Genomic DNA, 25327 nt, shown 5'->3' with positions numbered 1-25327 from the left:
CATGAAGACGCGGACGCACGCCGGGCGGATCGGACCGAACGGCGACGGGAGCGGTCGCTCACGCCTGTGGGGCCCATACCTGAGCGAACGGCAGTGGGGCACGGTCCGCGAGGACTACAGCCCTGGCGGCGACGCATGGTCCTACTTCCCGCACGATCACGCGCGTTCACGTGCCTACCGGTGGGGCGAGGACGGGCTCGGCGGCATCTGCGACGACAAGCAGCGCCTGTGCCTGGCCCTCGGCCTGTGGAACGGCCGCGACCCGATCCTCAAGGAGCGCGCCTTCGGCCTCACGAACGGTGAGGGCAACCACGGTGAGGACGTCAAGGAGTACTACTTCTACCTCGACAGCACCCCCAGCCACTCCTACCTGCGGTACCTGTACAAGTACCCCCAGGCCGCGTTCCCGTACAACGACCTCGTGACCGTCAACCGGGACCGCACACGCCAGGAGTTCGAGTACGAACTCATGGACACCGGCGTGTTCGACGACGACCGGTACTTCGACGTGACGGTGGAGTACGCCAAGGCGGACCACGACGACATCCTGATGCGGATCACCGTCGACAACCGGGGGCCCGACGAGGCGACCCTGCACGTGCTGCCGACCCTGTGGTTCCGCAACACCTGGTCGTGGGGCGAGCACCACGAGGGGGAGGCCAGGCCGCGGATGCGGGCGGTCGACGGGCCGCGCTCGACCGTCACGGTCCGGGCCGACCACCCTCAGCTCGGCAGCTACGACCTGCGGTGCGGTGACGGGGTCCCGCTGCTGTTCACGGAGAACGAGACCGACAACGAGCGGCTTTTCGGCGCACCCAATGCCGGTCCCTACGTCAAGAACGCCATCGGCCGGTACGTCGTGGAGGGGGACGAGAACGCGGTCAACCCGGCGCAGGAGGGCACCAAGGCGGCCGCCCACCACACGCTGAGCGTTCCCGGCGGAGGATCGCAGACGCTGCGGCTGCGGATGGGCCCCGCCGGCGCACAGCTCTCCCTCACCCGGGGCTTCGACACGGTGTTCAAGGACCGCATCGCCGAAGCCGACGCCTTCTACCGGGAGTTGACGCCCGATGGGGCGAGCGAGGACGAGGCGCGAGTCATGCGCCAGGCGCTCTCCGGGATGCTCTGGTCCAAGCAGTACTACGGCTTCGACCTGGAGATGTGGCTGGCCGAGCACGACCTGACCCCATGGAGCCCGCCGCGTCCCGGCATACGCAACGGCGAGTGGTTCCACATGGTCAGCGACGACATCGTCTCGATGCCGGACAAGTGGGAGTACCCCTGGTTCGCCGCCTGGGACCTGGCGTTCCACGCCGTGGGCCTGTCGGTCGTCGACATCGGCTTCGCCAAGGAGCAGCTCGAACTGCTGCTGCGGGACGCCTACTTGCACCCCAACGGCCAGATACCGGCCTACGAGTGGAACTTCGGCGACGTCAACCCGCCCGTGCACGCCTGGGCCGCGTACTTCGTGTACACGATGGAGAAGGGCACGACCGGCCACGCCGACCACGCGTTCCTCGAGCGCACCTTCCAGAAACTGCTCACCAACTTCACCTGGTGGGTCAACCGCAAGGACCCGAACGGCCGCAACATCTTCCAGGGCGGCTTCCTCGGCCTCGACAACATCGGCGTCTTCGACCGCAGTGCCCCCCTGCCCACCGGCGGCTCCCTGGAACAGGCGGACGGCACCGCCTGGATGGCGCTGTACTGCCAGTCGATGCTGCAGATCGCGATGGAACTCGTCGAGCACAACCCGGCGTACGAGGACCTGGTCCTGAAGTTCGTCGAGCACTACCTGTGGATCGCGGCCTCGATGGACCGTGTCGGGGACCTCCACGACGAGCTGTGGGACGAGGAGGACGGGTTCTTCTACGACGTGCTGCGGCTGCCCGACGGACAGGCGGTCCGGCTGAAGGTCCGCTCCATGGTGGGGCTGCTTCCGCTGTGCGCCTCGACCGTCTTCCAGCCGGACCAGCTGGCCCGGCTCTCCGGTCTGAGCGATCGGCTGCGGCGGTTCGCCGCGCGCCACCCCTCGCTGTCCGTGACGCTGACCTCGGCGCAGGCCGGCACGGCGGGCGGTCCGCGGCTCCTGTCCGTCCTGGACGAGAAGAAGCTGGTGCGCGTGCTGGCCCGGCTCCTGTCGGAGGACGAGTTCCTGAGCCCCTACGGGATCAGGGCGCTCTCCCGCCACCACGCCGAGCACCCGTACACGTTCTGGGTGCACGGCGAGGAGTACAAGGTCGGCTATCTGCCCGCCGAGTCGGACACCGGCATGTTCGGCGGCAACTCCAACTGGCGCGGCCCGGTCTGGCTGCCGATGAACGCCCTCGTCATCCGCGGACTGCTCAACCTGTACGGCTTCTACGGCGACGACCTCACCGTCGAGTGCCCGACCGGCTCGGGGGTACGCAAGAACCTGTACGAGGTCGCCGAGGACATCAGCGGCCGCCTCGCCCGGATCTTCCTGCGCGGCGACGACGGACGGCGGCCCGTGTACGGCGGCCAGGCGAAGTTCACGGACGACCCGCACTGGCGCGATCTGATCAGCTTCTACGAGTACTTCCACGGCGACAACGGCGCGGGAGTCGGCGCGTCGCACCAGACGGGCTGGACCGGCCTGGTCGCGGCCCTGATGAAGATCTTCGGCACGCTCGGCCCCGACGACTTCCGCTCCGGGTCCGCGAGGAGGCAGAAGTGATGACCCAGTTGCCCGCGCAACCCGTCGTGCACGAGGTCAACACCCGCGTCTGGCTGAGGGAGACCGGGCTCCGCGCAGGCCGTCCCGTCGGCCTCGCGGACGTACCCAAGGACGTGTGGGACGAGATCACGCCCGCCGGGATCGACGCCGTCTGGCTGATGGGGGTGTGGGAGCGCAGCCCGGGGGGACGGGCCATCGCGCTGGACAACCCGGCGCTGCGCGGCGCGTTCGCCGAGGCCGTCCCGGACATCGGCGATGAGGACATCGCCGGATCGCCGTACTGCATCCGCCGCTACGAGGTCGACGCGGCGCTCGGCGGTCCCGCCGGCCTTGCGGCCGCCCGGGGCGAACTCGACCGCAGGGGAGTGGGGCTGCTGCTCGACTACGTACCCAACCACGTGGCCCCCGACAGCCCTTGGGTGGACGCGCACCCCGAGTACCTCGTGCAGGGCGACGCCGAGGACGCCCGGCGTGATCCGGCCGGATTCCTCGACACCGGGCGCGCGGTGCTCGCGCGGGGCCGCGACCCGTTCTTCCCGCCCTGGCCGGACGTGGTGCAGCTGAACGCCTTCGCCCCGGCCCTGCGGCGGGCCACCGCGGAGGTGCTCGGCGACATCGGCCGGGTCTGCGACGGGGTGCGCTGCGACATGGCGATGCTCCTGATGAACGACGTCTTCGCGCGGACGTGGGGCGAGCGGGCCGGGACCCAGCCGCAGCAGGAGTTCTGGCCCGAGGTCGTGACCGCCGTCCGCCGGCAGCATCCCCATATGGTCTTCGCGGCCGAGGCGTACTGGGACCTCGAATGGGCCCTGCAGGAGCAGGGGTTCGACTTCTGCTACGACAAACGCCTCTACGACCGGGTGCTGAACGAGAGCGCCGATTCGGTCCGGGCGCATCTGCGGGCCGACGAGCAGTACCAGCGCCGGCTCGTGCGCTTCCTGGAGAACCACGACGAGCCGCGGGCCGCGCGGACGCTGCCCCCGGCCAAGGAGCGGGCGGCGGCCGTCCTGATCGCCACACTGCCCGGCGCCACCCTGTGGCACGAGGGCCAGTTCAGCGGGCGCCGCGTCCACTTGCCGGTCTTCCTCGACCGCCGTCCGGACGAGCCGCCGGATCCTTCCCTGCGGGCGTTCCACGAGCGTCTCCTGTCGGCCGTGCACCGCAGCGCCATGCGTACGGGGCGATGGCAGCTCCTGGACAGTGACGGCTGGCCCGACAACGACTCCGGCCGCGCCCTGGTCGCCTCGTGCTGGTCCGGTGAGGCGGGACGGTTCCTGACGGTGGTGAACCTCTCGGAGCATCGGGCACAGGCATGCGTGAGGCTGCCCTGGAGCGAACTGAGCCAGGGCACGTGGGAGTTGACCGGGCTCCTCGACACCGAGCGGTACGAGCGACCGGGCGTGGAGCTGGCGGCGGACGGGCTCTACGTCGATCTGCCGCCGTGGGGCACGCACCTGCTCTCGGTCACCGCGAGCGGATCCTCCCGGCCCTAGGGGCTCTCGCCCCAGTCCACGCCGTTGCCCGAACGGAACGCCTCTATGGCGCCCTCCACGGTGGGGTAGAAGCGGCGCGCGTCGAAGGTACGGGTCAGGCCGTAGCGCTCGATCTTGCTCCGTACCGGATCCTTGAGCTCGGCGAAGACCAGGCTGACGCCGAGCTCGAGGAGCGTCGCGTCCAGCTCCTCCAGGATGTCCGCCGCGGTCGTGTCGACGTCGGTCACCGGTTCGGCCGCGATCAGCACGCACCGCGTCGCCGGTTCGGCGTGCGTGTACCGCAGGACCTCCTCGCGGAACGCCTTGGCGTTGGCGAAGAACAGCGGTGCGTCGAAGCGGAAGATCACAAGGCCGGGCAGGAGCTGGGCGCCCTCGTACGACCGCACGTCGTGGTAGCCCTCCAGGCCCGGCACACGCCCGAGCACGGTGCTGTAGGGCCACCAGGCGCGCCGGAAGACGTTCAGGATGGACAGGCCCACCGCGACCGCGATGCCCGGCAGCACACCCAGCAGCGCCACCCCGAGAAAGGCCGCGACGGACAGCCAGAACTCCGCCTTGCGCTGCCGCCAAAGGCGCCTGGTGCCCGCGAGGTCGGCCAGCGAGAGGGAGGCCGTGATGACCACGGCGGCGAGCGCGGGCTGCGGCAGATCGCTGAAGAGCCCCGGCAGCAGGACGAGCATGAGGACGATGAGCGCCGCGCCGACGACCCCGGTGAGCTGCGTCTTGGCCCCGGCCCGCTCGGCCACTGCCGTGCGTGATCCGCTGGTGCTCACGGGGAAGCCCTGGAAGAGACCGGCGGCCATGTTCGCGGTGCCGATCGCGATCATCTCGTCGTTGCCGCGGACCTGCTGCCCGGTGCGGGCCGCGAAGGCCGATGCGTTGGAGATGGTGTCGGCGAGGGACACCAGGGCGATGCCGAGCGCGCCGACGAACAGCGGTCCCAGGTCGTCCCAGCCGATGTGCGGGACCGTGAACGGCGGCAGCCCCTCGGGGAGCCGGCCGACGGTCTTCACCCCGTGCTCGTCCAGATCGAGGAGAACGGACGCGGTGATGGCCATGACCACCATGATGAGGACGGCCGGGATCTTCGGCAGCAGGCGCTGCAGGAGCAGGATCAGGAGGATGCAGCCGCCGCCCACCGCGACGGCCGCCGCCACCGTCCGCCCGTCCGCAACTCCCCGGACGAAGGCGTCCAGTTCACCGATCAGCCCGTCGGCATCGGTCGAGAAGCCGAACAGCTTCGGCAACTGCCCGATGAGGATGGTCAGGGCCAGGCCGTTCATGTAGCCGATCATGGTGGGCTTGGAGATGAGATCGGCGACGAAACCGAGCCGTGCCACCCCCGCCAGGAGCGTGATCGCGCCGACCATCAGGGCAAGCATCGAGGCGAGCGCGATCGCGCGCCCGCTGTCCCCGTCGGCGGCGAGCAGCGGCAGGACCGTCGCGGCGATCATCGGGCCGAGCGAGGAATCCGGACCGAGCACCAGGACGCGGGAGGGCCCGGCCACGGCGTACGCGAGCAGACAGAGCACGGAGGTGTACAGACCCGTGATCGGCGGCAGACCTGCCAGTTCGGCGTAGGCCATGCCCTGCGGCACCAGGAGTGTGCTCAGTACGACGCCTGCGACCACGTCCTTGAGCAGCCACTCCCGGCGGTAGTTCCGCAGCGTCCTTACCCCGGGCGGCGTCCCGTGCACCGGCGTCTCACCTCTGCCCGGCGCCCGTGGGCGCTCGTCCGTCCCTCATGGGCCACCTCTGCTAGTAGACGGTTTCCTTCTTCACCACGCACAGGGCCCAGATGATGAATCCGTTCATCGCGATCAGGGTGATGGACCAGACGGGGTGGTAGGGGAGGGACAGGAAGTTGGCGATGATCATCAGGCTGGCGATGATCACGCCCAGGATCCTGGCCCACTTCGCGGCGACGAGCAGGCCGAAGCTGATGATGACGGCCACCGTGCCGATGAGGATGTGGATCCAGCCCCACGCCGTCAGGTCGAACTCGAAAGCGTACCCGGGCGTGGCGAGGAAGATGTCGTCCTCGAGAACGGCCATGAGACCACGGCAGAAGTCCATGGATCCGGAGAGGAACAACAGAACCCCCGCGAAGATGGTCAGCCCGCCGGCCGCAATCTGCGCGGTGCCGGGGCGATGGTGCTGTGTGGTCGAGGTGGCCATGCCTGGACCTCCGAATTCGAGGAGGGTGCCGGTTGCACCGCTGTGCCCCGAGTGTTGCCCCCGGCAGGTACCCCCGGTCGTCACCCTCCGGGGGTGACGCCGCAAGGCGGGCCTCCCACGAGGCTGGCCGTCGTCCGGCCAGCGAAAGGAGGCGAGGCGATGACCGTGCCGTCCACACCAGACGGAGCAGGCGCCCGGCAGGAGAAGCGCCCCTGGCCGCGTCAGGTGCTTCTGCCGCTCGCCCTCGCCCAGTTCATCTGCAGCTTCGCGGGATCGAACATGAACGTCATGATCCAGGACATCAGCGAGGACCTGGACACCACGGTGCAGGGCGTGCAGACCGCGATCACGGTCTTCCTCCTCGTCATGGCGGCCCTGATGATCCCGGGCGGCATCCTGACCGACAAGTACGGCCGCAAGCGCTGCCTCGTCATCGGCCTCGCCGTGTACGGGGTCGGCGCGCTGCTCAGCGCGGTGGCGCCCGGCCTGGGCATCCTCATCCTGGGCAACTCCATCTTGGAGGGCGTCGGCACGGCCCTGCTCATCCCGCCCGTCTACATCCTCACCACCCTCCTGTTCACGAACGTGGCCGACCGCGCCCGTGCCTTCGGGGCGATCATGGCGATGGGCGGCATCGGTGCCGCCGCGGGGCCGCTGATCGGCGGCCTCATCACCTCGGCGATCAGCTGGCGGGCCGCCTTCGTCTTCCAGGCCCTGGTGGTCGCGGTGATCATCGTGCTGACCCGCCGCATCGACGATCCGCTCCCGCCGAACCCCGACCGCGACTTCGACACCGGTGGCGCGGTGCTCTCCGCGACCGGTCTGGTCCTGGTCGTCATGGGAATCCTCGCCGCCGACGACAATGTCTGGCTGATGAGCGGTCTGCTGCTGGTCGGCGCCCTGCTGTTGGCGGGCTTCTTCCGCTGGGTGCGGGCGAAGGAGCGCGCCGGGGCCCAACCGCTGCTGCGGACCGAGCTGTTCCGCAACCGCACGTCCAACCTCGGTCTGATCACCCAGCACACCCAGTGGCTGATGCTCATGGGCGTGTCCTTCGTGGTGGCCGCCTACCTCCAGGTCGTCCGGGGGTACAACGCGATCGACACCGGCGTGATCTTCAGCGCATCCACCCTCGGCCTCCTGGTGTCCTCGCTGGGCGCCGCGCGCTTCGCCAAGAAGCACGAGCAACGCACCCTCGTGATGGCCGGGTTCGCCGTGACGGTCTGCGGCATCGGTGTGCTGCTCGCCATGGCGCACGGTGAACCGAAGGCCTGGACGTCCGTCCCCGGTCTGCTGCTCATCGGCATCGGGATGGGGGTGATGCTGACGCCCTCGGTCAACGTGGTGCAGTCCAGCTTCCGCGAGGACCAACAGGGCGAGATATCCGGCCTGTCGCGCAGTGTGTCGAACCTCGGATCCTCGGTGGGCACCGCGATCGCGGGCACCATCCTGGTCGCGGACCCGGCCGTGGGGCCGTACGCCGTGGCGCTCGTGGTGCTCGCCGTCATCGGGCTCGGAGGGTTCGCCGCCGCCGCCAAGCTGCCCCGGGCCCCGGCTCCCACCCGGCAGGGGTGAAGCCGCGCGGACCACACCGGCGGGACGGCATCAACGCCCGTCGTAGCGGACGGTACTGGCGACCATCAGGTCCTGGAGCGACGCGCGGCGTCTGCTGAACGGGATCAAGCACAGCCCCAGCGGGAACGTCACGCACAGCGCGGCACGCACCAGGGCGCGCGGCAGCCCGAGAAGCCGGCCGACGCGGGTGGTGACGCGCAGTCCCATCAGCATGTCTCCCGCCGTGCGCCCGATCGCGGCCCAGGAACAGCCGAGATACAGGACGGCGAGAGTCCACCCCGCGGCGCCGGAGAGCCAGCCGGGGAGTTCGGGGAACCGGAACGGGGGCCCTGCGACGAGGAGTTGCACGCACCCGGCGCCCGCCTGGACCGCGAAGCCCAGCGTGGCAACGACCAGCGCGTCGAGCACCGCGGCGACGCCGCGCGACACGATCCCGGCCGGTTCGGCCCGGGGCTCGGACCCGAGCCCCGGAACGGTCACCGCGCACGCCCTGGCGGCGGACCGTCCCCATTGCCCTGCGGCGGCCCCGCACGCCCGAGGAGCCGGTCGCCGAACCGGTTGAAGCCCCGGTCGCCGCGCTTCCCGAGCAGCCGGATCGCGTCGGCGGTCTCCGCCGCCATCCCGCCCCCGGTGTCCCGGACGATCCGCCCGAGATCGATCTCGGCCAGCACGCCGCGGGTGAGTCCCACCAGATCGATACGGACGATCACCGCGTCGACGTCGACCCGGTCGGCGACGCGATTGACGTCGACGCGGTCGGCGATACCGTTCACGTCGACCCGGTCGGCGATACCCTCCACGTCCACCCGCTCGGCGATCCGCTCCACGTCCACCCGCTCGGCGATCCGGTTCACGTCGACGCGCGACACGAGGTCGTCCAGGTCGATGCGGTCGAGCACCGCGCCGGCCACCGCACGGATCACCGTGGTCGCCGCCTCGTCCATGATTCCCAGCACACTCCGCGCCCGCCGGGCGACGAAGTCCAGCGGGCCACCCGCGTTGTCTTCAGCCATCCGGTGATCGCAGCGCCGACCGGGATCCCTGACATCCTCCGCCGCGGGTGAGTCGGCCCCGCGGGGCTGATCCTTCAGTAGTGCGGGACGACGACGACCGGGCACCTGGCATGGTGGATCGCCGCGTGCGCGGTCCGTCCCAGGTGCGGCCCTGCGGGGATGCGGCGGCCGACGACCAGCAGACCGGCGGTCGAGGCCGCCTTGACCAAGTGGTGGCCCGGCAGACCGTGCAGGAGCCGCTCGGTGAGCTGTGTGCGGGGGAACTTGTGCCGCCAGGGGGTGAGTACGGCCGCCAGAAGGCGCGACTTCTCCTCCACGGGGTCGACGGCGTCCGCGGAGGGGATCAGGGGCGCGGTCCAGATGTGCACGGCGTGGAGCGGCGCTCGGCGCGACGCCGCCGCGTCGAAGGCGTACTCAAGGAGTTCGTCGTCGGGGCGGTCGAGGTCGAGGCCGAGCACGACCGGGCGGCGCGGACCGTCCGCACCCCGGTGTTCGTCGTCGGGGTGGTCTCCCGCCCGGACCAGAGCGACGGGGCAGGCGGCACGCGCGGCGACGGCCAGCGCGACAGAGCCGACCAGGACCCCGGTGAGCGCGCCGAAGCCGCGTGAGCCGAGGACGAGCAGAGCCGATGATCTGGCCGCCGCCGACAGCGCCTGCACCGGTGCTCCTGTGACCTGCTCGTCCAGGATCCCCAGGCCGGGGTGTGCGCGGGAGAGCTGCAGGACGGCGCGGTCGAGCGCGCCGTCCTCGCGGTGGAACGGGACGTCGATCTCCGGCGGCCGGCCGCCTTCCGCCGGTGGGTCGCAGGCGTGGACGAGGTGGAGGGGCAGGCCACGGCGCAGGGCTTCGCGGGCTGCCCAGCCGGCGGCGTCCAGGCTCTCGGGTGAGCCGTCGATGCCGGCGGTGATGGTCTGCTGCGTAGTCATGGTGCGCACCTCCGGGGTGCGATGGGGGCGTCGGCCGGTCCGGACCCGGGCGGCGGCGTCGGGGAGGCCGGTGCCGTGGGCGCGGATCCGGGCGAGGTGACGGGGGCGGGTGTCGGCCATGGTCCGGCGGACGGGAGGCGCGGACGGCGGGACGGCCGAACGGCGTGGTGGTGTCCGCCGCCGGTGGTGGGCAAGTGCCTCGTCCCCGGCAAGCGGGCATGGCTTGATGTGCTCGGTCCGCGGCGGTTCGGACAGCACGCGGACAGCACAGGAACGCTCATCCGGTGGATCCGGTGGATCCGGTGGACGGTCGGACGGTTCGCCGCGCGCCGGCAGGCGTCGAGGGCTGTCGTTCCGACGAGTGGCACGGCTGCCTCCTGCATGCGGGTGTTGAGGCCGTGCGCCTGGGCGGTCAGGCGTGCGGGACGACGGCCACCGGGCAGGCCGCGTGGTGGAGCAGGGCGTGGTTGACCGGGCCGAGCTGCATGCCGACGTGCCCCCTGCGGCGACGGGCGCCGATCACCAGGAGATCGGCGCCCCGGGAGGCGGCGAGGAGGGCGGTGCGCGCGTGGCCCTCGACGGTCTTGCGGCGGACCGTGATCTCGGGGTGGGCGGCCCTCGCGTCCCGTACCGCCTCCTCGACCAGCTCTGTGGCCCGGCGCTGGTGGTCGTCAGGGGCCGTGGAAGGGGAGTCGGGGATCTCCCGGGCGGGGCGGCGCCAGGCGTGCACGACGGCCACGGTGGCATTGCGCGCCGCTGCCTCGCGGAAGGCGAACTCCACCGCGCCGTCAGCCTCTTGAGGGGCATCGACGCCGACGACGACGGTGCGGAACCCGCCCCGCAGACTCTTCTCGCCGCCGCGTACGACGAACACGGGCGACGTGGCGTGCGCGGCCACCGACAGGCTGATCGAACCGAGCAGCAGCTCGGCGAGCTCGCCGCGTCCCCGGCTGCCGACCACCAGGGCACAGGCCTCCGGGCTGATCAGGGCGAGCGCGACGGCCGGGTCCTCGGGCAGCACCTCGCTCGTCACCTTCACGACGCTGGTGCGGTGCAGAGCGCGCTCGACCGCCGAAGCCGCGATGTGGTCCGAAAGGGCCTGCACCGACGTCCGGTTGATGTCGAAGGACGGTTCGTGCCCCTCGTACCACTCCCACCTCGACGCATGCACGACATGCAGCGGCACCCCGCGCGTCGCGGCCTCGTCCACGGCCCAGTCCAAGGCTCGCAGGCTCGGATCCGAGCCGTCGACTCCGACGATCAGGGGCTTGTCCACGCTGCCACCGCCTTCCGGCACGCCCCGGCAGGGGCCCTGCTTCGGACGGTTCCACCGTGCGGGCCGACCGGGGAGGGGCGAACCGGCCTCGGTAGGGGGACGGGTGACCGCTGCCCGCCGCCTTCCCGTACACAGCGCGTCGGCTTCTGGTCGCGGCGCGTGGCCGCCGTGGCCGACAGACACCTGCCCGATGTCGGTGTCCCCATGGAATCCCCGTGCGTCTCCCGGCAAAGGCCGTTCCTCGGACCCGTGTCCACGTCACGGCCGTCGTGCCGTTGGCGGCGGAGGTACTGGCCGGATCCGTCTGCCGCGACCACGTCCCGTGGCGGCGGCACCTGGCCTTTCGGGCACGCGCTGATAGCACGCACCGAGGCTGAGCGGCAACAGGTCGGACACCAGCGGCAGTTGACGGCGTTGTGGCGGCCGTCGCCATTCTTCCCCGGTTCCGGTGGCTCCTACGGTTGCCGGCACCCCGGCGTACCGGCCCACGGCAGGAGTGGACGGTCTCCGGGGTCGCGTGATCCGCCCCGGAGACCGCGTCGCCCTCCGTCGGGAGCCGCCATGCCGTCGTACGAGAGACGTTTGAACCCGCAGTTGCATCCGCAGCCGTCCGCAGGGCCTCCTGTCCGAGCGGCACGGCGGGGGCGGTTGCGCCGGGCCCTGGGGCGGGTGACGGCCGTCGTGGGCCTGGTCGTGGCCGCAGCGGTGTGCGCGCCGTCGCCCGCCGCGCAGGCGGCTCCGGCGGCCGTCGTCCTGGAGAAGGTCGGCAACTTCGGCGCCAATCCGGGCAGTCTGAACATGTACGTGTACCGGCCGGCGAACCTGGCGGCCAAGCCCGCGGTGGTGGTGGCCATGCATGGCTGCAGCCAGAGCGCCCAGCTGTACGCCGACAATGCCGGCCTGGTGAAATTCGCCGACCAGTACGGCTTCCTGCTCGTCTTCCCCGAGCAGACGTCCGCCAACAACAGCAGCAAGTGCTTCAATTGGTTCCAGCCGGGAGACACCCGGCGCGGGCAGGGCGAGGCGGCATCGATCCGTCAGATGGTGGCGCACGCCGGCTCCGCGTACGACGCCGACCCGGAGCGGGCGTACGTCACCGGTCTGTCGGCCGGCGGCGCCATGACATCGGTGATGCTCGCCACCTACCCGGACGTGTTCAGGGCGGGCGCCGTGGTCGCGGGCCTCCCGTACGCCTGTGCCAACGACGTGCTCTCCGCCTACAACTGTATGAGCCCCGGCGTCGACCGCACCCCCTCGGCCTGGGCCCAGGGCGTCCGTGACGCCCACCCCGGCTACGGCGGCCCCTGGCCGCGGGTGGCGATCTGGCAGGGCGACAACGACCCCACCGTCGCCAAGCGGAACGCCGACGAACTGCGTGACCAATGGACCGCGGTCCACGGCCTTGACCAGAGCCCGGACCGTACCTCCGCCATCGGCCCCGACTCGACCCGCAGGGAGCAGTACCTCGGGACGGACGGCAGCGTCGCCGTGGAGGTCGACCGGGTCCCCTCCATCGGCCACGGCACCCCGGTCGACCCGGGGACAGGCGCGCAGGAGTGCGGTGCGACGGGGACGGCGAACTTCATCGACTCCATCTGCTCCAGCTACTGGATCACCGGTTTCTTCGGCCTTGACGGCGCCGACCCGGACCCCGGCGGTCCGCCCGCCCCGGGCGGCCTGGCCGCTACCGGCGCGACCGACACGTCCGTCACCCTGAACTGGAACAGCGTGACCGACGCCGCGTCGTACGCCGTGTACCGGGACGGCATCCGTGTCGCCACGCCGACCCGGCCGCCGTTCACGGACACCGGCCTCAGCCCCGGCTCCGGCCACACGTACACCGTGGCCGCCCGCGACACGGCCGGCACGGAAGGCGCGCGGTCGGCCGGGCTCACCGCCTCCACCACGGGCTCCACCGCCAAGTGCTGGACGGCGAACAACTACCAGCAGGTCAAGTCGGGACGAGCCACCACCACCGGCGGCTACGTCCACGCCAAGGGCTCGAACCAGAACATGGGCCTCTACAACACCGCGGTCACCCACACCCTCAAGGAGTCTCCGACCGGCCATTACGTCATCGCCGACGGCACCTGCTCCTGACGGTCCCCTGCAGCCGCCGCAGTCGGCCGTACGCATTCATGTCCACCGGAGGTACCCGTGCCCGCCACAGATCCGCCCATGGACCCGTCCATGGATCCGCCCAGACCTCTGCCCGCAAAGGCGCGTCCTGCCCGGCCGCTGCGAAGCGCTCTCGCCCTGACGGCGCTGCTCGTCACCTTCGCCACGGTCCCGGCCGCCGCCGAACAGTCCGGCGGAACCCACGGCGGCGGCGCGCAGCACTGCGCGTCCTCGGCGCGGCTTAAGGTGCCGGGCGCCGAGCGCCAGGAGAAGTCCTGTCTGGCCGAGTTGACCACCGCGGGGACGGTGTCCTCCGGCCACACCGACCCGGCCGACTGGGCAGGGCTGACGCCCGCGGGTCTGACGACGCCGCGCGGGGTGCCCGGCCTGCAGATCGACGGCTACTTCCCCGACACGTCGGCCACCAACACCAACCACGGCTGGAAGCACGACGCGCAGTTCGTCATCCGCCTGCCCGACCGGTGGAACGGCGGTCTGGTGGTCGCGGGCACACCCGGGGTCCGTGAGCAGTACGCCAACGACCGGGCGATCGGCGACTGGGTGCTCTCCCAGGGCTACGCGTTCGCCTCGACCGACAAGGGCAACACCGGTGCGGCCTTCCACCGTGACGGGGCCGAGCCGGGCGACGCGATCGCCGAATGGAACGACCGCGTCACGCAACTCACCCGCGCCGCACGGCAAGTGGTCGCGCAGCGGTACCACAGGCCGCCCGCGCGCACGCTGGCCACCGGCATGTCCAACGGCGGGTATCTGGTGCGCTGGCAGCTGGAGAACCATCCCGAGCTCTACGACGGGGGAGTGGACTGGGAAGGCACGCTGTGGAGGACCAGGGGCCCGAACCTGCTCGACTTCCTGCCGCCCGCGCTGCGCGCCTATCCGGTCTACGCGGCGGGTGGTGAAGGCGCGGGCAGAGCCCATCAGGAGATGGTCGCCGCCGGCTTCCCCGCCGGTTCGGAATTCCTGTGGCCCTATCACCACCAGGTCTACTGGGACCTGACCCAGCGGATCTACCGCGAGGAGCTCGACCCGGGCTACGACGGTGCGACGGAGGCCGGAACTCCCTTCTGCGCACCGGGGACACCGGCGTGCGACGCCGACTACGCGTACGGGACCCGGCCTCGGGAGGTCCGCGACGCCGTGCGGAAGATCGCCCTGACCGGACGCATCGGCAAACCCTTGATCACCGTGCACGGCACCCTCGACGTCCAGCTGCCCATCAGCAGGGACTCGGACGTCTACGCGACGATGGTGCGCGGTGCAGGCCGCGGCGATCTGTTCCGCTACTACCGCGTGGAGGGCGGCACGCACGTCGATTCGCTCGTCGACACGTTTCCGGACAAGCTGCGGCCGATGGTGCCCTGCCACCGCTCGGCCCTCACGGCGATGGAGGCCTGGACCGGCCGGGGTCAACAGCCGCCGCCCAGCCGGACCGTGCCGCGTCCGGATGCCGCCGATCCGGCGTCTCTGCTGGCTCGATGCCCCCTGGGCAGGCAGTGATTTCGGCCAAGCCCCGGCAGGAGAAGGCGTGCCGGAAGGCAGGCTTCCTCAACGACGAGCCAAAAATGCCGTGTTGACCTAAGATCGCCTCGCTCCCCATTCGTAAGGGAGTTCGGTGCTTGCGGGGAGGGTTCGTTCGTCGTGGTGAAGGTGTGCAGGATCGCCGGGTCAAGTGCGCCGTGGTGAGCCGTCTCAAGCGCGGGTCCGTGGGCCGCGAGGCCGCGGTGTGGCTGGTGGCCGTGGTCCTCGCGATCCTGGGTGCGGTGCTCGCCGCCCTTGACGCGGCGGCCGAGTGGCGGCAGGTCCTGGCCGGAGGCTGCGCCGCGGTCGCGGTGCTCCTGATCGCCTGGGTACTGGTCCTCGTCCGGCAGTTGTCCGCCGAGCGGGCCGAGCGCGCCCGGCAGGAGCGTCTCGCCGCGGTCCGGGAGACCGAGGTGACGCACCTCGCGGGCGTGCGGCTCCCGGCGATCGCGGAGCGGGTGCGCGCCGGACAGCGACTGGAGGGTGTGCCGGGGCCGTTGGCCGCGCCCGCGGAGAGCGGTGAGGAGTTCGCGCGGGCGCTGGCGGTCGTGGCCGTGGCGCTGGGTTCGGACGAGGCGGTACGCCGCGAACGCGGCCTGCGGGACTCGGTGCAGGCCGCCTTCGAGTCCGTCGCACGCACCATGCACGCGATGGCCACGGTGCAGCAGCAGGTCCTCGACCGGGTCGAGCGCTCCATCGACGACCCGCACCTCATGGGCGAGGTGATGAAGGCCGACCACGCCGCCGCGCAGATGACCCGCAAGGCGCAGACGCTCCTGGTGATGTGCGGGATCTGGCCCGCCCGCCGCGAGACACGGCCGGTCTCGCTGTACGACTGCGTACGCGGCGCACAGTCGCGGATCGTGGAGTACAGCCGGATCGAGGTGCACGGCGGGCAGACGCTCTACGCGGTGCCGCCCGCGGTGGAGGGCCTGATGCACGCCATCGCCGAACTCCTGGAGAACGCCACGGTGTTCTCGCCCTCGCGCTCCCACGTGGTCGTCACCATCCGCGAGGTGGGCGCCGGGGCGGTCCTGGAGATCGACGACGCCGGGCTCGGCATGCCGCCGGACGTGCTGCACCGGGCGATGGGGCAGCTCCGCGACGACCAGGACCTGGCCCGCCTGGGCGCGGTGCCCCGCCTCGGCCTGGCCTGCGTGGGCCGCTGGAGCCGGGAGCTCGGCTTCAACGTGGAGCTGAGCGGTGCCTCGGCCTACGGTGGCACGCGCGCGGTGACGTTCGTGCCGTTCCGGCTGCTGACCGAACCGCCCTCGCACCTCACGGGGTCCCATCGCGTGAGCGCCCAGATGGCGGCGCCGCCGAGGCAGGCCGCCGAGCCCGAGTCCGTGGGCGTTCCCACCCAGCGGCCGACGGCACCCGGCGGGTCTCCGGAGCACGTCGGCGCGCAGGTGCACGAACAGCATGATCCGGCCGAGCACGTGGAGTTGTCCGTCCGGGCCGCGGCACCGGGCACACCTCCCGCGAGCGAGACAGTGGCCGGCCTGCCCCGGCGGCGGAACCGGCGCCAGGCGGGTCCTGCCGCGGTCCGTCGGCCGGTTCCGTCGCCGAACCAGGCGCCCCCGGCCGCACCCGCTGCCCCCTGGACCCCGGAGGCGGCGCGCGCGTCGATCGCCAGCGTGGTGTCCGGCTCGCTGCGCGGCCGCGCGGCCCTCGACGCGGACCGGCCCCCGGCGCCGGACGCGAACCCGTCGGCTCAGCCCCCGCCGACCGTGACACCGTCACAATCCCCCACCCCCGACGAGCAAGACGGAGGCCGGCAGTGACCGGAATCATCACCCCCCTTCCCGACCTGGGCTGGATGCTGCGCCCGCTGATCGAGATCCCCGGGGTCCGGCACAGCGTGGTGGTCTCCGAGGACGGGCTGCGGCTCGGACACGCCTCCGCGGAGAACCTCTCCGGCCCGGTGGCCGACCTCAGCGTCGCCGAGGCCGAGTCCCTCTCCGCGGCCTGTGCGGCAATGACCATGACGGGCCGTTCCACGACCTCGCTGCTCTTCGGGTCCGGCGCCGGCGTACGGCAGTTGATGCTGGAGTCCGACCACGGGTTCGTGCTGTTCACCCACGCCGGTGTGGGCGCGCACCTGGGAGTCGCCACCGACCTGGAAGCGGATGTCGGCCTTGTGGCCCAGCAGATGCAGCTGCTCGTGGTGAAGATCGGCGCGCATCTGAGCAGCAAGCCGCGGGATCCGGCCGCCGCGGCGTCATGAACGGCCCGCGGCCGGAGGAGCCGAAGGCCTCGGCGATCCGCCCGTACGTGATCACTCGCGGACGGGCGGCAGCCGACACCGAGGCCCTGGCCTGGGAGTCCCTGGTGATGGCGACGGACGCGCGGTTCCCCGCGTCGCTCCAGCCCGAGCACCAGACCATCCTGGCGCACTGCCAGGGGCTCCTCTCGGTGGCCGAGGTGGCCGCCCACATCGGCCAGCCCCCTTCGGTCGTACAGGTGCTGCTCTGCGATCTCCTCGAATGGGGGCTCATCGTGACCCGCCCGCCCGTGCCCCCGGCCGAACACACCGATGTGACCATGCTCAGAAAGGTCCTCCATGGTCTCGAAAGCCGCCTCTGACGCGCCGTCCCAGGCCTCGCAACCATCCGGCGCCGAGGCCGCTCCAGGGCCTGGGGGCGGGTCCGGGAAGTACCTCACATCCAGCGTCGCGGGCGCCGCCAAGATCCTGGTCGTCGGACCGCTCGGGGTCGGCAAGACCACCCTGATCGGCACCGTCTCGGAGATCAAACCCCTGTCCACCGAGGCCGTCATGACCCAGGCGGGCGCCCGGGTCGACACCGTCGTCGCCGACGGGAAGACGACCACGACCGTGGCCCTCGACTTCGGCCGCATGACCATCGACGGTGAGCTGGTGCTCTACCTCTTCGGCACCCCCGGCCAGCAGCGGTTCCTGCCCGCGTGGCGGGACCTCGCCAAGGGCTCGCTCGGTGCCCTGGCCCTGGTCGACACGCGTGACCTGGAGGCGTCCTTCGACGCCCTGGGCAACCTGGAGGATCTCGGACTGCCCTTCGCGGTGGCCGTCAACGTCTTTCCCGGCAGCCCCCAGTACGGCGCGGACGACCTCCGAGCGGCCCTCGACCTGCTCCCCGACACCCCCGTGGTGGCCTGCGACGCACGTGACCCCGCGTCCTCGGTCCGGGCCCTGATCGCCCTCGTCAGCCATCTCATCGACGTCGCCACGGAGACCTCATGACCTCGCCCCACGCCGCGGCCGGTCCGCCGCCCGCACGCTGCCCGGTCACCGGAACCCAGGCGCCGACGACCGCGCTCTACGGACCCGACCTCGACGGCGACGCGCTGCCCGCCCTGTATGAGCAACTGCGCGGCGACCACGGGCCGGTGGCTCCGGTCACCATCGCCCCGGGTGTCGACGCCTGGCTCGTCATCGGCCACCGTGAAGTGCTCCAACTGACCCGCGACGAGCAGGACTTCTCACACGATCCGCGCCGCTGGAGCCTGCTCCGGGAGGGCCGGGTGCCCGCCGACTCGCCGATCCTGCCCATGGTCGGCTGGCGGCCCGCCCTGCTGTTCGCCGACGGACAGCAGCACCGCAGGATGCGCGCCGCCGTCTCCGCGGCGCTGGCGGGGATCAACGGCCACGAACTGCGCCGCACCGTGCGGGCCACGGCCGAGCAGGTGATCGTGGCGTTCGCGGAGCGCAGCGAGGCCGACCTGGTGGCCGACTACGCGCGCCAGCTTCCGATGCGCGTCATCACCGAGCTGCTCGGCCTGGACGACCGGACCGGCCGGCTCCTCGTGGAGGCCGTCGCCGGAACGGTCGCCGCCACCAGCGCATCCGCCGACGCCAGCAAGCGCATGGGCGCGATCCTGCTCCAGCTGATCGAGGAGAAGCGGCGTCGGCGCGGCAACGACATCACATCGGCGCTGCTGCACCATCCGGCCCGGCTCACCGACGAAGAGGTCCTGCACAACCTCGTGGTCATGTTCGTCGCGGGCAACCAGACCACCGTGAACTGGATCGCCACCACCCTGCGCATCCTGCTGTGCGACCCGGAGTTCCGCTCCTCGCTCACCGGCGGCCACCTCAGCGTGGACGACGCGCTCGACGTGGTGCTGTGGCGCTTCCCGCCCACACAGAACTTCCCCGCCCGCTACGCCACCCGCGACATGACCTTCGGCGGGCAGTCCATCCGCACCGGCGACATGCTCATCCTCGGGCTAGCAGGCGCCAACGCCGACCCGCAGATCCTCCCGGACGACGGCACACCGGTCGTGGGCAACCGCTCCCACCTGGCCTTCGGCGCGGGCCCGCACATCTGCCCCGCCCAGGACCCGGCCCGGCTCATCACCCGCACCGCCGTGGACACGATCCGCCACCGGCTGCCCGACCTCGAACTGGCCATCCCGCAGGGCGAACTGGAGTGGATCAAGTCGCCCTGGAGCAGGGGACTCGCCGCGCTCCCGGTCCGCTTCACCGCCCCCGTCCTGCCCCAGCATCCCGCGCCCTTGCCGGACCATCAGCCCGTGCGCTGAGCTGACCGGACGCACACCGACGGCCCACCCGGCGCGTCCTTCGCCGCAGCCGACCCGCCCCCTCGACCAGGAGAGCCCCGTTGAACACGTCACCGGTGAACACCGCAGCCGACCAGCCGCACCGCTTCGACCCGGCCGGCGGCTGCCCGCACGCGGACAATGCCCGGCTTCTGGCGCGCGGCGCCGTCACCCACGCCGTCCTGCCCGGCGACGTACAGGGCATGGCGGTCCTCGGCCACGACGCGCTCAAGGAGTTCCTCGCGCACCCCGATGTCGCCAAGAACGCCCAGCACTTCGCCGCCCTGCAGGCCGGCGAGATACCCGACGGCTGGCCGTTGAAGACGTTCGCGACGGTGCAGGGCATGACCACCGCCGACGGCGTCGACCACCGCAGGCTGCGCTCCCTGATGGGCAAGGCGTTCACCCCGCGCCGGGTTGCGGAACTCCAGCCGCGGATCACGGCCCTGACGACCGATCTGCTCGACGGCCTCGACCAGGCGGCCGCCGCCGGTGACGGCGTCGCCGACCTGCGCAAACACTTCGCGCTTCCGCTGCCGATGGGCGTCATCTGCGAACTCCTGGGCGTGGACGCCGAGTACCACGACCGGCTGCACCACCTGTCCAACCAGATCGTCGCCACCGACATCGGCCCCCAAGAGGCGATGGCGGCCAACAAGGAGATGGTGGAAGTACTCGGCGCCGTCGCCGCCGCCCGCGCCGAGAACCCGGGGGACGACCTCACCACCGCCCTGATCGCGGCCCGGGAGGAGAACGGCGACCGGCTCAGCCCGCACGAGCTGCTCGGCACCCTGATGCTCACGATCATCGCCGGGCACGAGACCACCCTCAACCTGATCACCAACGCCGTACGCGCCCTGTGCACCCACCGCGACCAGCTCGCCCTGGCCGAGGCAGGAAAGGTGGCGTGGGCCGACGTGGTGGAGGAGACCCTGCGCTGGGACAGCCCCGTCAGCTACTTCCCCTTCCGCTACCCGACCCGCGACCTCACGCTGGACGGCACCGTCATCCCCCAGGGCACCCCCGTCCTTGCCGGATACTCCGCGGCAGGCCGCGACAAGCAGGCCCACGGCCCCGACGCCGACCGCTTCGACATCACCCGTGACAACACCACCACCCGGCACCTCTCCCTGGGCCACGGCGCGCACTTCTGCATGGGCGCCCCGCTGGCCCGCATGGAGGCGACCATCGCCCTGGAGCAGCTGTTCGGCCGCTTCCCCGACCTCGACCTCGCGACCCCGGAACCCGAACTGCCCCGCCACGCCTCCTTCGTGGGGAACAGCGTGCAGAAACTTCCCGTGCGCCTGCGCGCCCCGCGGCCCTGAGCCGTCAGCGGGCGGTGGCCGCGATGACCTGGTGAGCGAGGGCCACCAGGTCCGGGATGGCCGGGTGCCCGAGCCCGGCGCGCCAGGCCAGCGTGACGGGGACGGGCGGCGCGTCCGGGAGCGGCCGGAAGACCAGCGAGGGGTGCGTGTGCTGGCTCGGGGTGGCCGTCGTGGAGACCCCGACGGCGCGGCCCGCGGCGATGGCGATGAGCCACTCGTCGGTGTTGGTCACCTCGATGGTCGCGACCGGGCGGGCCGCCGTCGGCCACAGATCCATCGTCGTCGTGCCGGAGACGGTGTTGAGGGCGATCGGATGGGCGGCGAGATCCGCCAGAGTGACCCGGGGGAGCGACGCCAGAGGGCTGTCGGCCGGCATGACCACCACCCGCTCCTCCGAAAGGAGCAGCTCCGTGCAGAGCCCGGCCGCGGCGACCGGACCGCGTAGCAGCGCCACGTCGACCTTGCCCTGGGTGAGGCCCGCCGTGCGGTCGTCGATGCGGAACAGCTCGAGCGGCGTACCGGGGTGCGTCTCGTCCCAGCGGCGCAGCAGTGGGACGGTGTGGTCGCCCAGGGCGGCCCAGGTGTGGCCCAGGCGCAGCGGCCACCTCCGCAGCCCCCGCGGATCCAGGGCCGTCTCGACGGCGGCGAGCGCGGCAGCCGCCTTGTCGCGGAACGTACGCCCCTGGACGGTCAGCTCCAGGTGATGGGTGGAGCGGTCCACGAGACGGGCGCCCAGATGGTCCTCCAGCTGGCGCAGGGTGCGGGACAGCGCGGGCTGGCTCAGATGGAGGCGGGCGGCGGCGCGCGTGACGTTGCCCTCCTCGGCGATGGCGAGGAAGGCGCGCAGATGCCGCAGCTCGATGGTCATGCTTCCGGAGCATAACCGCGGCGGGCGGCAGCGGCCCTCAGGCCAGGATCTTCTCCTTGGCCTTCTCGTACTCCTCGGCGGTGAGGTCACCGCTCTTCTTCAGCTCGGCGAGCTTCGCCAGTTCGTCGACGTGGCCGCCGCCGCCCGGCCCGGAGCCCGCCGCCTTCTGTACGTAGCTGCGGAACGCCTGTTCCTGTTCCTTGGCCTGAGCCACGTCCCGTTCGCTCATGCTGCGGCCACGGGCGATGAGGTACACGAGGACCCCGAGGAACGGCAGGACGAGCACGAAGATGAGCCAGCCCGCCTTCCACCATCCGCTGAGCGTGTGGTCACGGAACAGGTCCGTGATCACCTTGAACAGCAGGAAGAACCACATGATCCACAGGAAGAGATACAGCATCGTCAGGAAGAGATTCAGCAGCGGGTAGTCGTCCACGGCGGATGCCCCTTTCACCGGGTCCGCGAGGTCGCGGAACCAAGTCCGGTGAGTCAGGCATATCGCTGAAAGGGGCCTACTGCATCTCGGGCGGCAGGACATTTTCCCGGCCGGCGGCCGAGTGCGTACGCGGCGTGGTCCCGCCAGCGCGTGCCGTCCCAGACGATGAGGTGGACCGCCCGGACGCGACAGTTCAGCGGCAGAAGGGGCTCCAGTTCGGCCTGCAACGCGTCGTAGGCGGCGTCCTGGGTCGCGGGGCCCTCACTGTTCGCGACCGTCAGATGCGGGGCGAGCGGGGGCTCGAATATCCCCCGGTAGGGCACCGCCTCGGGCCAGCGCCCGGTGAGGTCCTTGGTCAGAGCCGTGACCGGGGCGTGCGGCCACGGGGCGAGGTAGAGGACGCCGGGATAGCGGGCGAACTCGGCGAACGTCAGGGTGAAGGCGTCGTGCCCGGCGAAGAGCCCGGACAGTTCACGGTGGGCCGCGGCATCGATACGGCTCTCGTGCACGAAGGGGTAGAGCACCGTCACATGGGCAGGGAACCCGGCCCGGACCAGCGGGTCGGCTTCGGGGACCTTGATCGTGAGGGCGGTCTCACCCGGTACGTCCGGCCACCCGCCGTCCACCGCGGGCTCCCGCCCGTCACACTCGTCATCGGCGTTCATCACGCGCCATGATCGCACCGCCGTGGGATTGCCTGCGTACCGGCGGAATGGCTACGCCATCACGCGATGTTCGACCAGACATGACGACCGATCAGCGCACGATCACCAACCCCGCCGCCCTCCACGATCCGACCCCCTTCGGCTACAGCCATGCCGCATCGGCACCCGGCGAACTCGTCTTCATCGGCGGCCAGTACGCCTCCGACGCCAACGGCGCCCCGGTGCCCGGGGACTTCGCCGCCCAGGTGGATCTCGCCTTCGACCGACTGCGGTCGGCCCTGGAGGGGGTCGGCCTCGGGTACGAGCACGTGGTCCGGCTCGGCACCTTCGTCGTCGACCACGACCTGGACAAGCTGGAGATCCTGGGCAAGGCCCTGCAGGCCCGGTTCGGCGAGCGGTTCCCCGCCCAGACACTGAGCGGCGTGGCTTCTCTCGCGCTGCCGGGGATGCTGTTCGAGGTGGATGCCGTGGCGGTGCGGTCATGAACGAAGGGACGACGGGCGTGGCGAACAGTGCCCTCCTCGTGATGGACGTCCAGCGCGAGATCGTGGACCTCGCCGACGACGGCTCGGGATACCTGCCGCGCCTGCGCCGGGCGATCGACGGTGCCCGCGCGGCGGACATCCCCGTGATCTACGTGGTCATCGCGTTACGACCGGGCCGGCCTGACGTCAGCACCCGCAACAAGGCACTCACCGCCGTCGTGCGGGCAGGCCTGCACATCGAGGGTGAGCCCGGCAGCGAGATCCACCCCGACATCGCGCCCCGGCCGGGCGAAACCGTGGTCACCAAGCGGCGCGGGAGCGCGTTCTCGGGCAGCGACCTGGACCTGGTGCTCAGGGCGCGCGACATCAACAACCTCGTGCTCACCGGCATCGCCACCAGCGGCGTGGTGCTGCACACCGCGTGCCACGCCAACGACCGGGACCTCGGGCTGACCGTTCTGGCGGACGCCTGCGTCGACCTGGACCCCGAAGTGCACACACTCCTGACCGAGAAGCTGTTCCCGCAGTGGGCGGAGGTCGTCGCCGTCGAGGAGTGGCTCAAGGCCGTCGCACCGCGATAGGGCCGCCGGCTCAGACCTCGGTGACGGCGGTCAGGACGACGGCCGAGTCGTCCAGGGCGGTCAGGCCGTGGCGCTCGTGCGGGACGGGCGCGAACTCGCCCTCGCCCAGTTCGAGCGTGTCGTCCGCCGTGGTGAGACCGATCCGCCCGCGCAGGACGAACAGCGTCGCTGCCGTGGGCGTGTCGTGCTCTCCGAGCTCGGTTCCGGTGGTGAGCACGATGAGGCTCTGCCGCAGCGGACCGTCGTGCAGGAGCAGCTCGGCGCTGCGTCCGTGCGCGGCGGTGCGGGCCTTCTCCAGGTGCTCTGCGACAAGGGCGTAGAGATCCGCCACGGTGTGTCCCTTCGACAGAAACGGAAGGTGCGCGCGTGCGTCCGGGCACACGCACCCCCAGTGTTCCCGCCGCCCGCGCACGCCGCATCCGGCCGCCGGAACCTGATCACCCGGTGGTGGCGTCCTACCCGGCACGTCGCGCTACGGGTGGGCGAGCGGGGACACGGGGGAACCGGGTGGCGAAAGAGGACGACGGCGCGGCGCGAAGGGTGCGGCGGGGACGAGTCGAGTGGCTGCGGTGGGGCGCGGAGGCGACAGGGCGGTCCCCCTGGGCACGCGGCCGGATCCTCGCGTCGCTCGCCGTCCTCACCGCCGCCCTGCTGGCGTTCCACTCCGCCGTGCCCAACACCGCCGTCCGCCTCGGCAGCCTCGTCGAGACGTTTCTGCCGTGGCTGGGCCTGGCCGTTCCCGTTCTGCTCGTCCTGGCCCTGCTGCGCCGCTCGGCCGTCGCCCTGGTGGCACTGCTGTTGCCCGCCGCGGTCTGGGGCGCCCTCTTCGGCGGTCGGGTGGCGACGGCCGAAGGAGGCGGCGCCCACGACATCACGGCGGTCCAGCACAACGTCAGCGACGTGAACGCCGATCCAGCGGGCACCGCCCGAGCCCTGATCGGGCCCGAACCGGATCTCATCGCCCTGGAGGAGCTGACGCCCTCCGCGCTGCCGGTGTACGAGAGGGAACTGATGCCGCGGTATCCCTACCGGGCGGTGCGGGGCTCGGTCGGAGTCTGGTCGAAGCATCCGCTGACGGACGTCCGGGCGGTGGACATCAGGCCGGAGGGGGTCGGGAAGGACTGGAACCGCGGGGTGCGGGCGACGGCCCGTACGCCATGGGGCGAAGTCGCGGTGTACGTGGCCCACTTGCCCTCCGTCCGCGTGCAGTGGCACGGCTTCAGTTCCGGCCGACGGGACGAGAGCGCCGGGCTGCTGGGCGCGGCGCTGGCCGCCGAGAAGCTGGACAGAGTGATCGCGCTCGGCGATCTCAACGGCACGGTGGACGACCGCGGCCTTGCCCCCATCACCACACGGCTGGACACATCGGGGCGGGACTTCGCCTTCAGCTGGCCCGCCGCCTTCCCCGTGTCCCGGATCGACCACGTCATGACCCGCGTGGCAACGGTCACCCACGTACGGACGCTGCCCGCCACCGGCAGCGACCACCTGCCCCTCGCTGCCGAGATCACCTTCGCCCCCTGACCGGGACGGATCGCGGACGAGGAACGGCGTGACGTCGGTGCAGTGATGAACGGCGGCGCGGTGTTGTCGGCGCGTATGCGGTTTTTTTGAT

General features: G+C 71.5%; 24 protein-coding genes. 14 read left to right on the top strand and 10 right to left on the bottom strand.

What is annotated here, in order from left to right; all coding sequences use genetic code 11:
- Nucleotide 1: 1 nt before the first annotated feature.
- Both AC07AG_RS27145 and AC07AG_RS27140 read left to right on the top strand, forming a co-directional pair.
- The gene (locus tag AC07AG_RS27145; protein WP_478758451.1) at nucleotides 2-2698 is read left to right on the top strand and encodes an MGH1-like glycoside hydrolase domain-containing protein; all 2697 of its coding nucleotides are present in this window, start codon (nucleotides 2-4) and stop codon (nucleotides 2696-2698) included.
- Nucleotides 2698-4191 (top strand): alpha-amylase, encoded by a 1494-nt coding sequence (locus tag AC07AG_RS27140; RefSeq protein WP_478758449.1) that lies wholly within the window; start codon nucleotides 2698-2700, stop codon nucleotides 4189-4191. The genes AC07AG_RS27145 and AC07AG_RS27140 overlap by 1 nt, the downstream gene beginning before the upstream one ends.
- Here the strand turns inward: AC07AG_RS27140 and AC07AG_RS27135 are convergent.
- Both AC07AG_RS27135 and AC07AG_RS27130 read right to left on the bottom strand, forming a co-directional pair.
- Nucleotides 4188-5888 (bottom strand): SulP family inorganic anion transporter, encoded by a 1701-nt coding sequence (locus tag AC07AG_RS27135; protein ID WP_478758447.1) that lies wholly within the window; start codon nucleotides 5886-5888, stop codon nucleotides 4188-4190. The two genes, AC07AG_RS27140 and AC07AG_RS27135, sit on opposite strands and share 4 nt — an antisense overlap.
- A gap of 61 nt (nucleotides 5889-5949) precedes the next feature.
- The gene (locus AC07AG_RS27130; protein WP_478758445.1) at nucleotides 5950-6369 is read right to left on the bottom strand and encodes a DUF7144 family membrane protein; all 420 of its coding nucleotides are present in this window, start codon (nucleotides 6367-6369) and stop codon (nucleotides 5950-5952) included.
- Nucleotides 6370-6528: 159 nt separating this feature from the next.
- On the opposite strand from AC07AG_RS27130, the gene AC07AG_RS27125 reads away from it, so the two are divergent.
- The gene (locus AC07AG_RS27125) at nucleotides 6529-7941 is read left to right on the top strand and encodes an MFS transporter (RefSeq protein ID WP_478758443.1); all 1413 of its coding nucleotides are present in this window, start codon (nucleotides 6529-6531) and stop codon (nucleotides 7939-7941) included.
- Nucleotides 7942-7971: 30 nt separating this feature from the next.
- Here AC07AG_RS27125 and AC07AG_RS27120 read toward each other — a convergent pair whose 3' ends face one another.
- From AC07AG_RS27120 to AC07AG_RS27105, 4 genes are all read right to left on the bottom strand, one after another.
- Complete coding sequence (locus tag AC07AG_RS27120) at nucleotides 7972-8421, bottom strand: RDD family protein (protein ID WP_478758441.1); 450 nt, start codon at nucleotides 8419-8421, stop codon at nucleotides 7972-7974.
- Nucleotides 8418-8954 carry a hypothetical protein gene (locus tag AC07AG_RS27115; protein ID WP_478758440.1) on the bottom strand — a complete coding sequence of 179 codons (537 nt, stop codon included), beginning with the start codon at nucleotides 8952-8954 and terminating at the stop codon, nucleotides 8418-8420. Before AC07AG_RS27115 ends, AC07AG_RS27120 begins: the two co-directional genes overlap by 4 nt.
- Before the next feature lie 74 nt (nucleotides 8955-9028).
- The gene (locus AC07AG_RS27110; protein ID WP_478758438.1) at nucleotides 9029-9880 is read right to left on the bottom strand and encodes a universal stress protein; all 852 of its coding nucleotides are present in this window, start codon (nucleotides 9878-9880) and stop codon (nucleotides 9029-9031) included.
- 412 nt (nucleotides 9881-10292) lie between these two features.
- Complete coding sequence (locus AC07AG_RS27105) at nucleotides 10293-11156, bottom strand: universal stress protein (protein ID WP_478758436.1); 864 nt, start codon at nucleotides 11154-11156, stop codon at nucleotides 10293-10295.
- 669 nt (nucleotides 11157-11825) lie between these two features.
- Between AC07AG_RS27105 and AC07AG_RS27100 the strand changes: the two genes are divergently transcribed.
- The 8 genes from AC07AG_RS27100 to AC07AG_RS27065 all read left to right on the top strand — a co-directional run bounded on the left by AC07AG_RS27100 (nucleotide 11826) and on the right by AC07AG_RS27065 (nucleotide 20677).
- Nucleotides 11826-13256, top strand: a complete 1431-nt coding sequence (locus tag AC07AG_RS27100; RefSeq protein ID WP_478758434.1) for an extracellular catalytic domain type 1 short-chain-length polyhydroxyalkanoate depolymerase — start codon at nucleotides 11826-11828, stop codon at nucleotides 13254-13256.
- A gap of 90 nt (nucleotides 13257-13346) precedes the next feature.
- Nucleotides 13347-14792, top strand: a complete 1446-nt coding sequence (locus AC07AG_RS27095) for a 3-hydroxybutyrate oligomer hydrolase family protein (RefSeq protein ID WP_478758432.1) — start codon at nucleotides 13347-13349, stop codon at nucleotides 14790-14792.
- Nucleotides 14793-14974: 182 nt separating this feature from the next.
- A complete protein-coding gene (locus AC07AG_RS27090; RefSeq protein WP_478758431.1) occupies nucleotides 14975-16597 on the top strand; it encodes an ATP-binding protein in 1623 nt (540 codons plus the stop codon).
- Nucleotides 16594-17040: a roadblock/LC7 domain-containing protein gene (locus AC07AG_RS27085; RefSeq protein ID WP_249592272.1), complete on the top strand. Its 447-nt coding sequence runs from the start codon at nucleotides 16594-16596 to the stop codon at nucleotides 17038-17040. Before AC07AG_RS27090 ends, AC07AG_RS27085 begins: the two co-directional genes overlap by 4 nt.
- Nucleotides 17037-17399: a DUF742 domain-containing protein gene (locus AC07AG_RS27080; RefSeq protein ID WP_478758430.1), complete on the top strand. Its 363-nt coding sequence runs from the start codon at nucleotides 17037-17039 to the stop codon at nucleotides 17397-17399. Before AC07AG_RS27085 ends, AC07AG_RS27080 begins: the two co-directional genes overlap by 4 nt.
- Entirely contained in the window at nucleotides 17377-18033 is a 657-nt protein-coding gene (locus tag AC07AG_RS27075) for a GTP-binding protein (protein ID WP_478758428.1), read from the top strand. Before AC07AG_RS27080 ends, AC07AG_RS27075 begins: the two co-directional genes overlap by 23 nt.
- Nucleotides 18030-19334 carry a cytochrome P450 gene (locus AC07AG_RS27070; RefSeq protein WP_478758427.1) on the top strand — a complete coding sequence of 435 codons (1305 nt, stop codon included), beginning with the start codon at nucleotides 18030-18032 and terminating at the stop codon, nucleotides 19332-19334. Before AC07AG_RS27075 ends, AC07AG_RS27070 begins: the two co-directional genes overlap by 4 nt.
- An 80-nt stretch (nucleotides 19335-19414) precedes the next feature.
- The gene (locus AC07AG_RS27065; protein ID WP_478758426.1) at nucleotides 19415-20677 is read left to right on the top strand and encodes a cytochrome P450 family protein; all 1263 of its coding nucleotides are present in this window, start codon (nucleotides 19415-19417) and stop codon (nucleotides 20675-20677) included.
- A 4-nt stretch (nucleotides 20678-20681) separates the two neighbouring features.
- Here AC07AG_RS27065 and AC07AG_RS27060 read toward each other — a convergent pair whose 3' ends face one another.
- Genes AC07AG_RS27060 through AC07AG_RS27050 form a run of 3 tightly spaced genes read right to left on the bottom strand, consistent with a single transcriptional unit; the run spans nucleotide 20682 to nucleotide 22646 of the window.
- Complete coding sequence (locus AC07AG_RS27060; protein ID WP_478758425.1) at nucleotides 20682-21545, bottom strand: LysR family transcriptional regulator; 864 nt, start codon at nucleotides 21543-21545, stop codon at nucleotides 20682-20684.
- A gap of 37 nt (nucleotides 21546-21582) precedes the next feature.
- Nucleotides 21583-21981: an SHOCT domain-containing protein gene (locus AC07AG_RS27055; RefSeq protein ID WP_478758423.1), complete on the bottom strand. Its 399-nt coding sequence runs from the start codon at nucleotides 21979-21981 to the stop codon at nucleotides 21583-21585.
- A 53-nt stretch (nucleotides 21982-22034) separates the two neighbouring features.
- On the bottom strand, nucleotides 22035-22646 hold the full coding sequence (locus AC07AG_RS27050) for a 2'-5' RNA ligase family protein (protein ID WP_478758421.1): 612 nt from the start codon (nucleotides 22644-22646) through the stop codon (nucleotides 22035-22037).
- An 80-nt stretch (nucleotides 22647-22726) separates the two neighbouring features.
- Here AC07AG_RS27050 and AC07AG_RS27045 point away from each other — a divergent pair, with 80 nt between their 5' ends.
- Together AC07AG_RS27045 and AC07AG_RS27040 are read left to right on the top strand one after the other, a co-directional pair.
- Nucleotides 22727-23131, top strand: a complete 405-nt coding sequence (locus AC07AG_RS27045; protein WP_478758420.1) for a RidA family protein — start codon at nucleotides 22727-22729, stop codon at nucleotides 23129-23131.
- 17 nt (nucleotides 23132-23148) lie between these two features.
- The gene (locus AC07AG_RS27040; RefSeq protein ID WP_478758779.1) at nucleotides 23149-23712 is read left to right on the top strand and encodes a cysteine hydrolase family protein; all 564 of its coding nucleotides are present in this window, start codon (nucleotides 23149-23151) and stop codon (nucleotides 23710-23712) included.
- Between the two features lie 10 nt (nucleotides 23713-23722).
- Here AC07AG_RS27040 and AC07AG_RS27035 read toward each other — a convergent pair whose 3' ends face one another.
- Entirely contained in the window at nucleotides 23723-24043 is a 321-nt protein-coding gene (locus AC07AG_RS27035) for a cupin domain-containing protein (RefSeq protein WP_478758419.1), read from the bottom strand.
- Nucleotides 24044-24276: 233 nt separating this feature from the next.
- Here AC07AG_RS27035 and AC07AG_RS27030 point away from each other — a divergent pair, with 233 nt between their 5' ends.
- Nucleotides 24277-25236, top strand: coding sequence for an endonuclease/exonuclease/phosphatase family protein (locus AC07AG_RS27030; protein ID WP_478758777.1), 960 nt, complete (start codon nucleotides 24277-24279; stop codon nucleotides 25234-25236).
- Nucleotides 25237-25327 lie beyond the last annotated feature (91 nt).

The organism is Streptomyces sp. NPDC044044 (genome assembly GCF_056434405.1).
Note: the sequence above shows the minus strand (reverse complement) of the source record. Positions and strands in the feature narration are given on the sequence as shown.

Excerpts from the sequence above, each read along its gene's own strand:
- AC07AG_RS27140 (WP_478758449.1), top strand. The coding sequence starts at position 2,698 with ATGACCCAGTTGCCCGCGCAACCCGTCGTGCACGAGGTCAACACCCGC.
- AC07AG_RS27125 (WP_478758443.1), top strand. The coding sequence starts at position 6,529 with ATGACCGTGCCGTCCACACCAGACGGAGCAGGCGCCCGGCAGGAGAAG.
- AC07AG_RS27080 (WP_478758430.1), top strand. The coding sequence starts at position 17,037 with ATGAACGGCCCGCGGCCGGAGGAGCCGAAGGCCTCGGCGATCCGCCCG.
- AC07AG_RS27075 (WP_478758428.1), top strand. The coding sequence starts at position 17,377 with ATGGTCTCGAAAGCCGCCTCTGACGCGCCGTCCCAGGCCTCGCAACCA.
- AC07AG_RS27070 (WP_478758427.1), top strand. The coding sequence starts at position 18,030 with ATGACCTCGCCCCACGCCGCGGCCGGTCCGCCGCCCGCACGCTGCCCG.
- AC07AG_RS27130 (WP_478758445.1), bottom strand. The coding sequence starts at position 6,369 with ATGGCCACCTCGACCACACAGCACCATCGCCCCGGCACCGCGCAGATT.
- AC07AG_RS27115 (WP_478758440.1), bottom strand. The coding sequence starts at position 8,954 with ATGGCTGAAGACAACGCGGGTGGCCCGCTGGACTTCGTCGCCCGGCGG.
- AC07AG_RS27050 (WP_478758421.1), bottom strand. The coding sequence starts at position 22,646 with ATGAACGCCGATGACGAGTGTGACGGGCGGGAGCCCGCGGTGGACGGC.
- AC07AG_RS27045 (WP_478758420.1), top strand. The coding sequence starts at position 22,727 with ATGACGACCGATCAGCGCACGATCACCAACCCCGCCGCCCTCCACGAT.
- AC07AG_RS27110 (WP_478758438.1), bottom strand. The coding sequence starts at position 9,880 with ATGACTACGCAGCAGACCATCACCGCCGGCATCGACGGCTCACCCGAG.
- AC07AG_RS27145 (WP_478758451.1), top strand. The coding sequence starts at position 2 with ATGAAGACGCGGACGCACGCCGGGCGGATCGGACCGAACGGCGACGGG.
- AC07AG_RS27060 (WP_478758425.1), bottom strand. The coding sequence starts at position 21,545 with ATGACCATCGAGCTGCGGCATCTGCGCGCCTTCCTCGCCATCGCCGAG.
- AC07AG_RS27095 (WP_478758432.1), top strand. The coding sequence starts at position 13,347 with ATGGATCCGCCCAGACCTCTGCCCGCAAAGGCGCGTCCTGCCCGGCCG.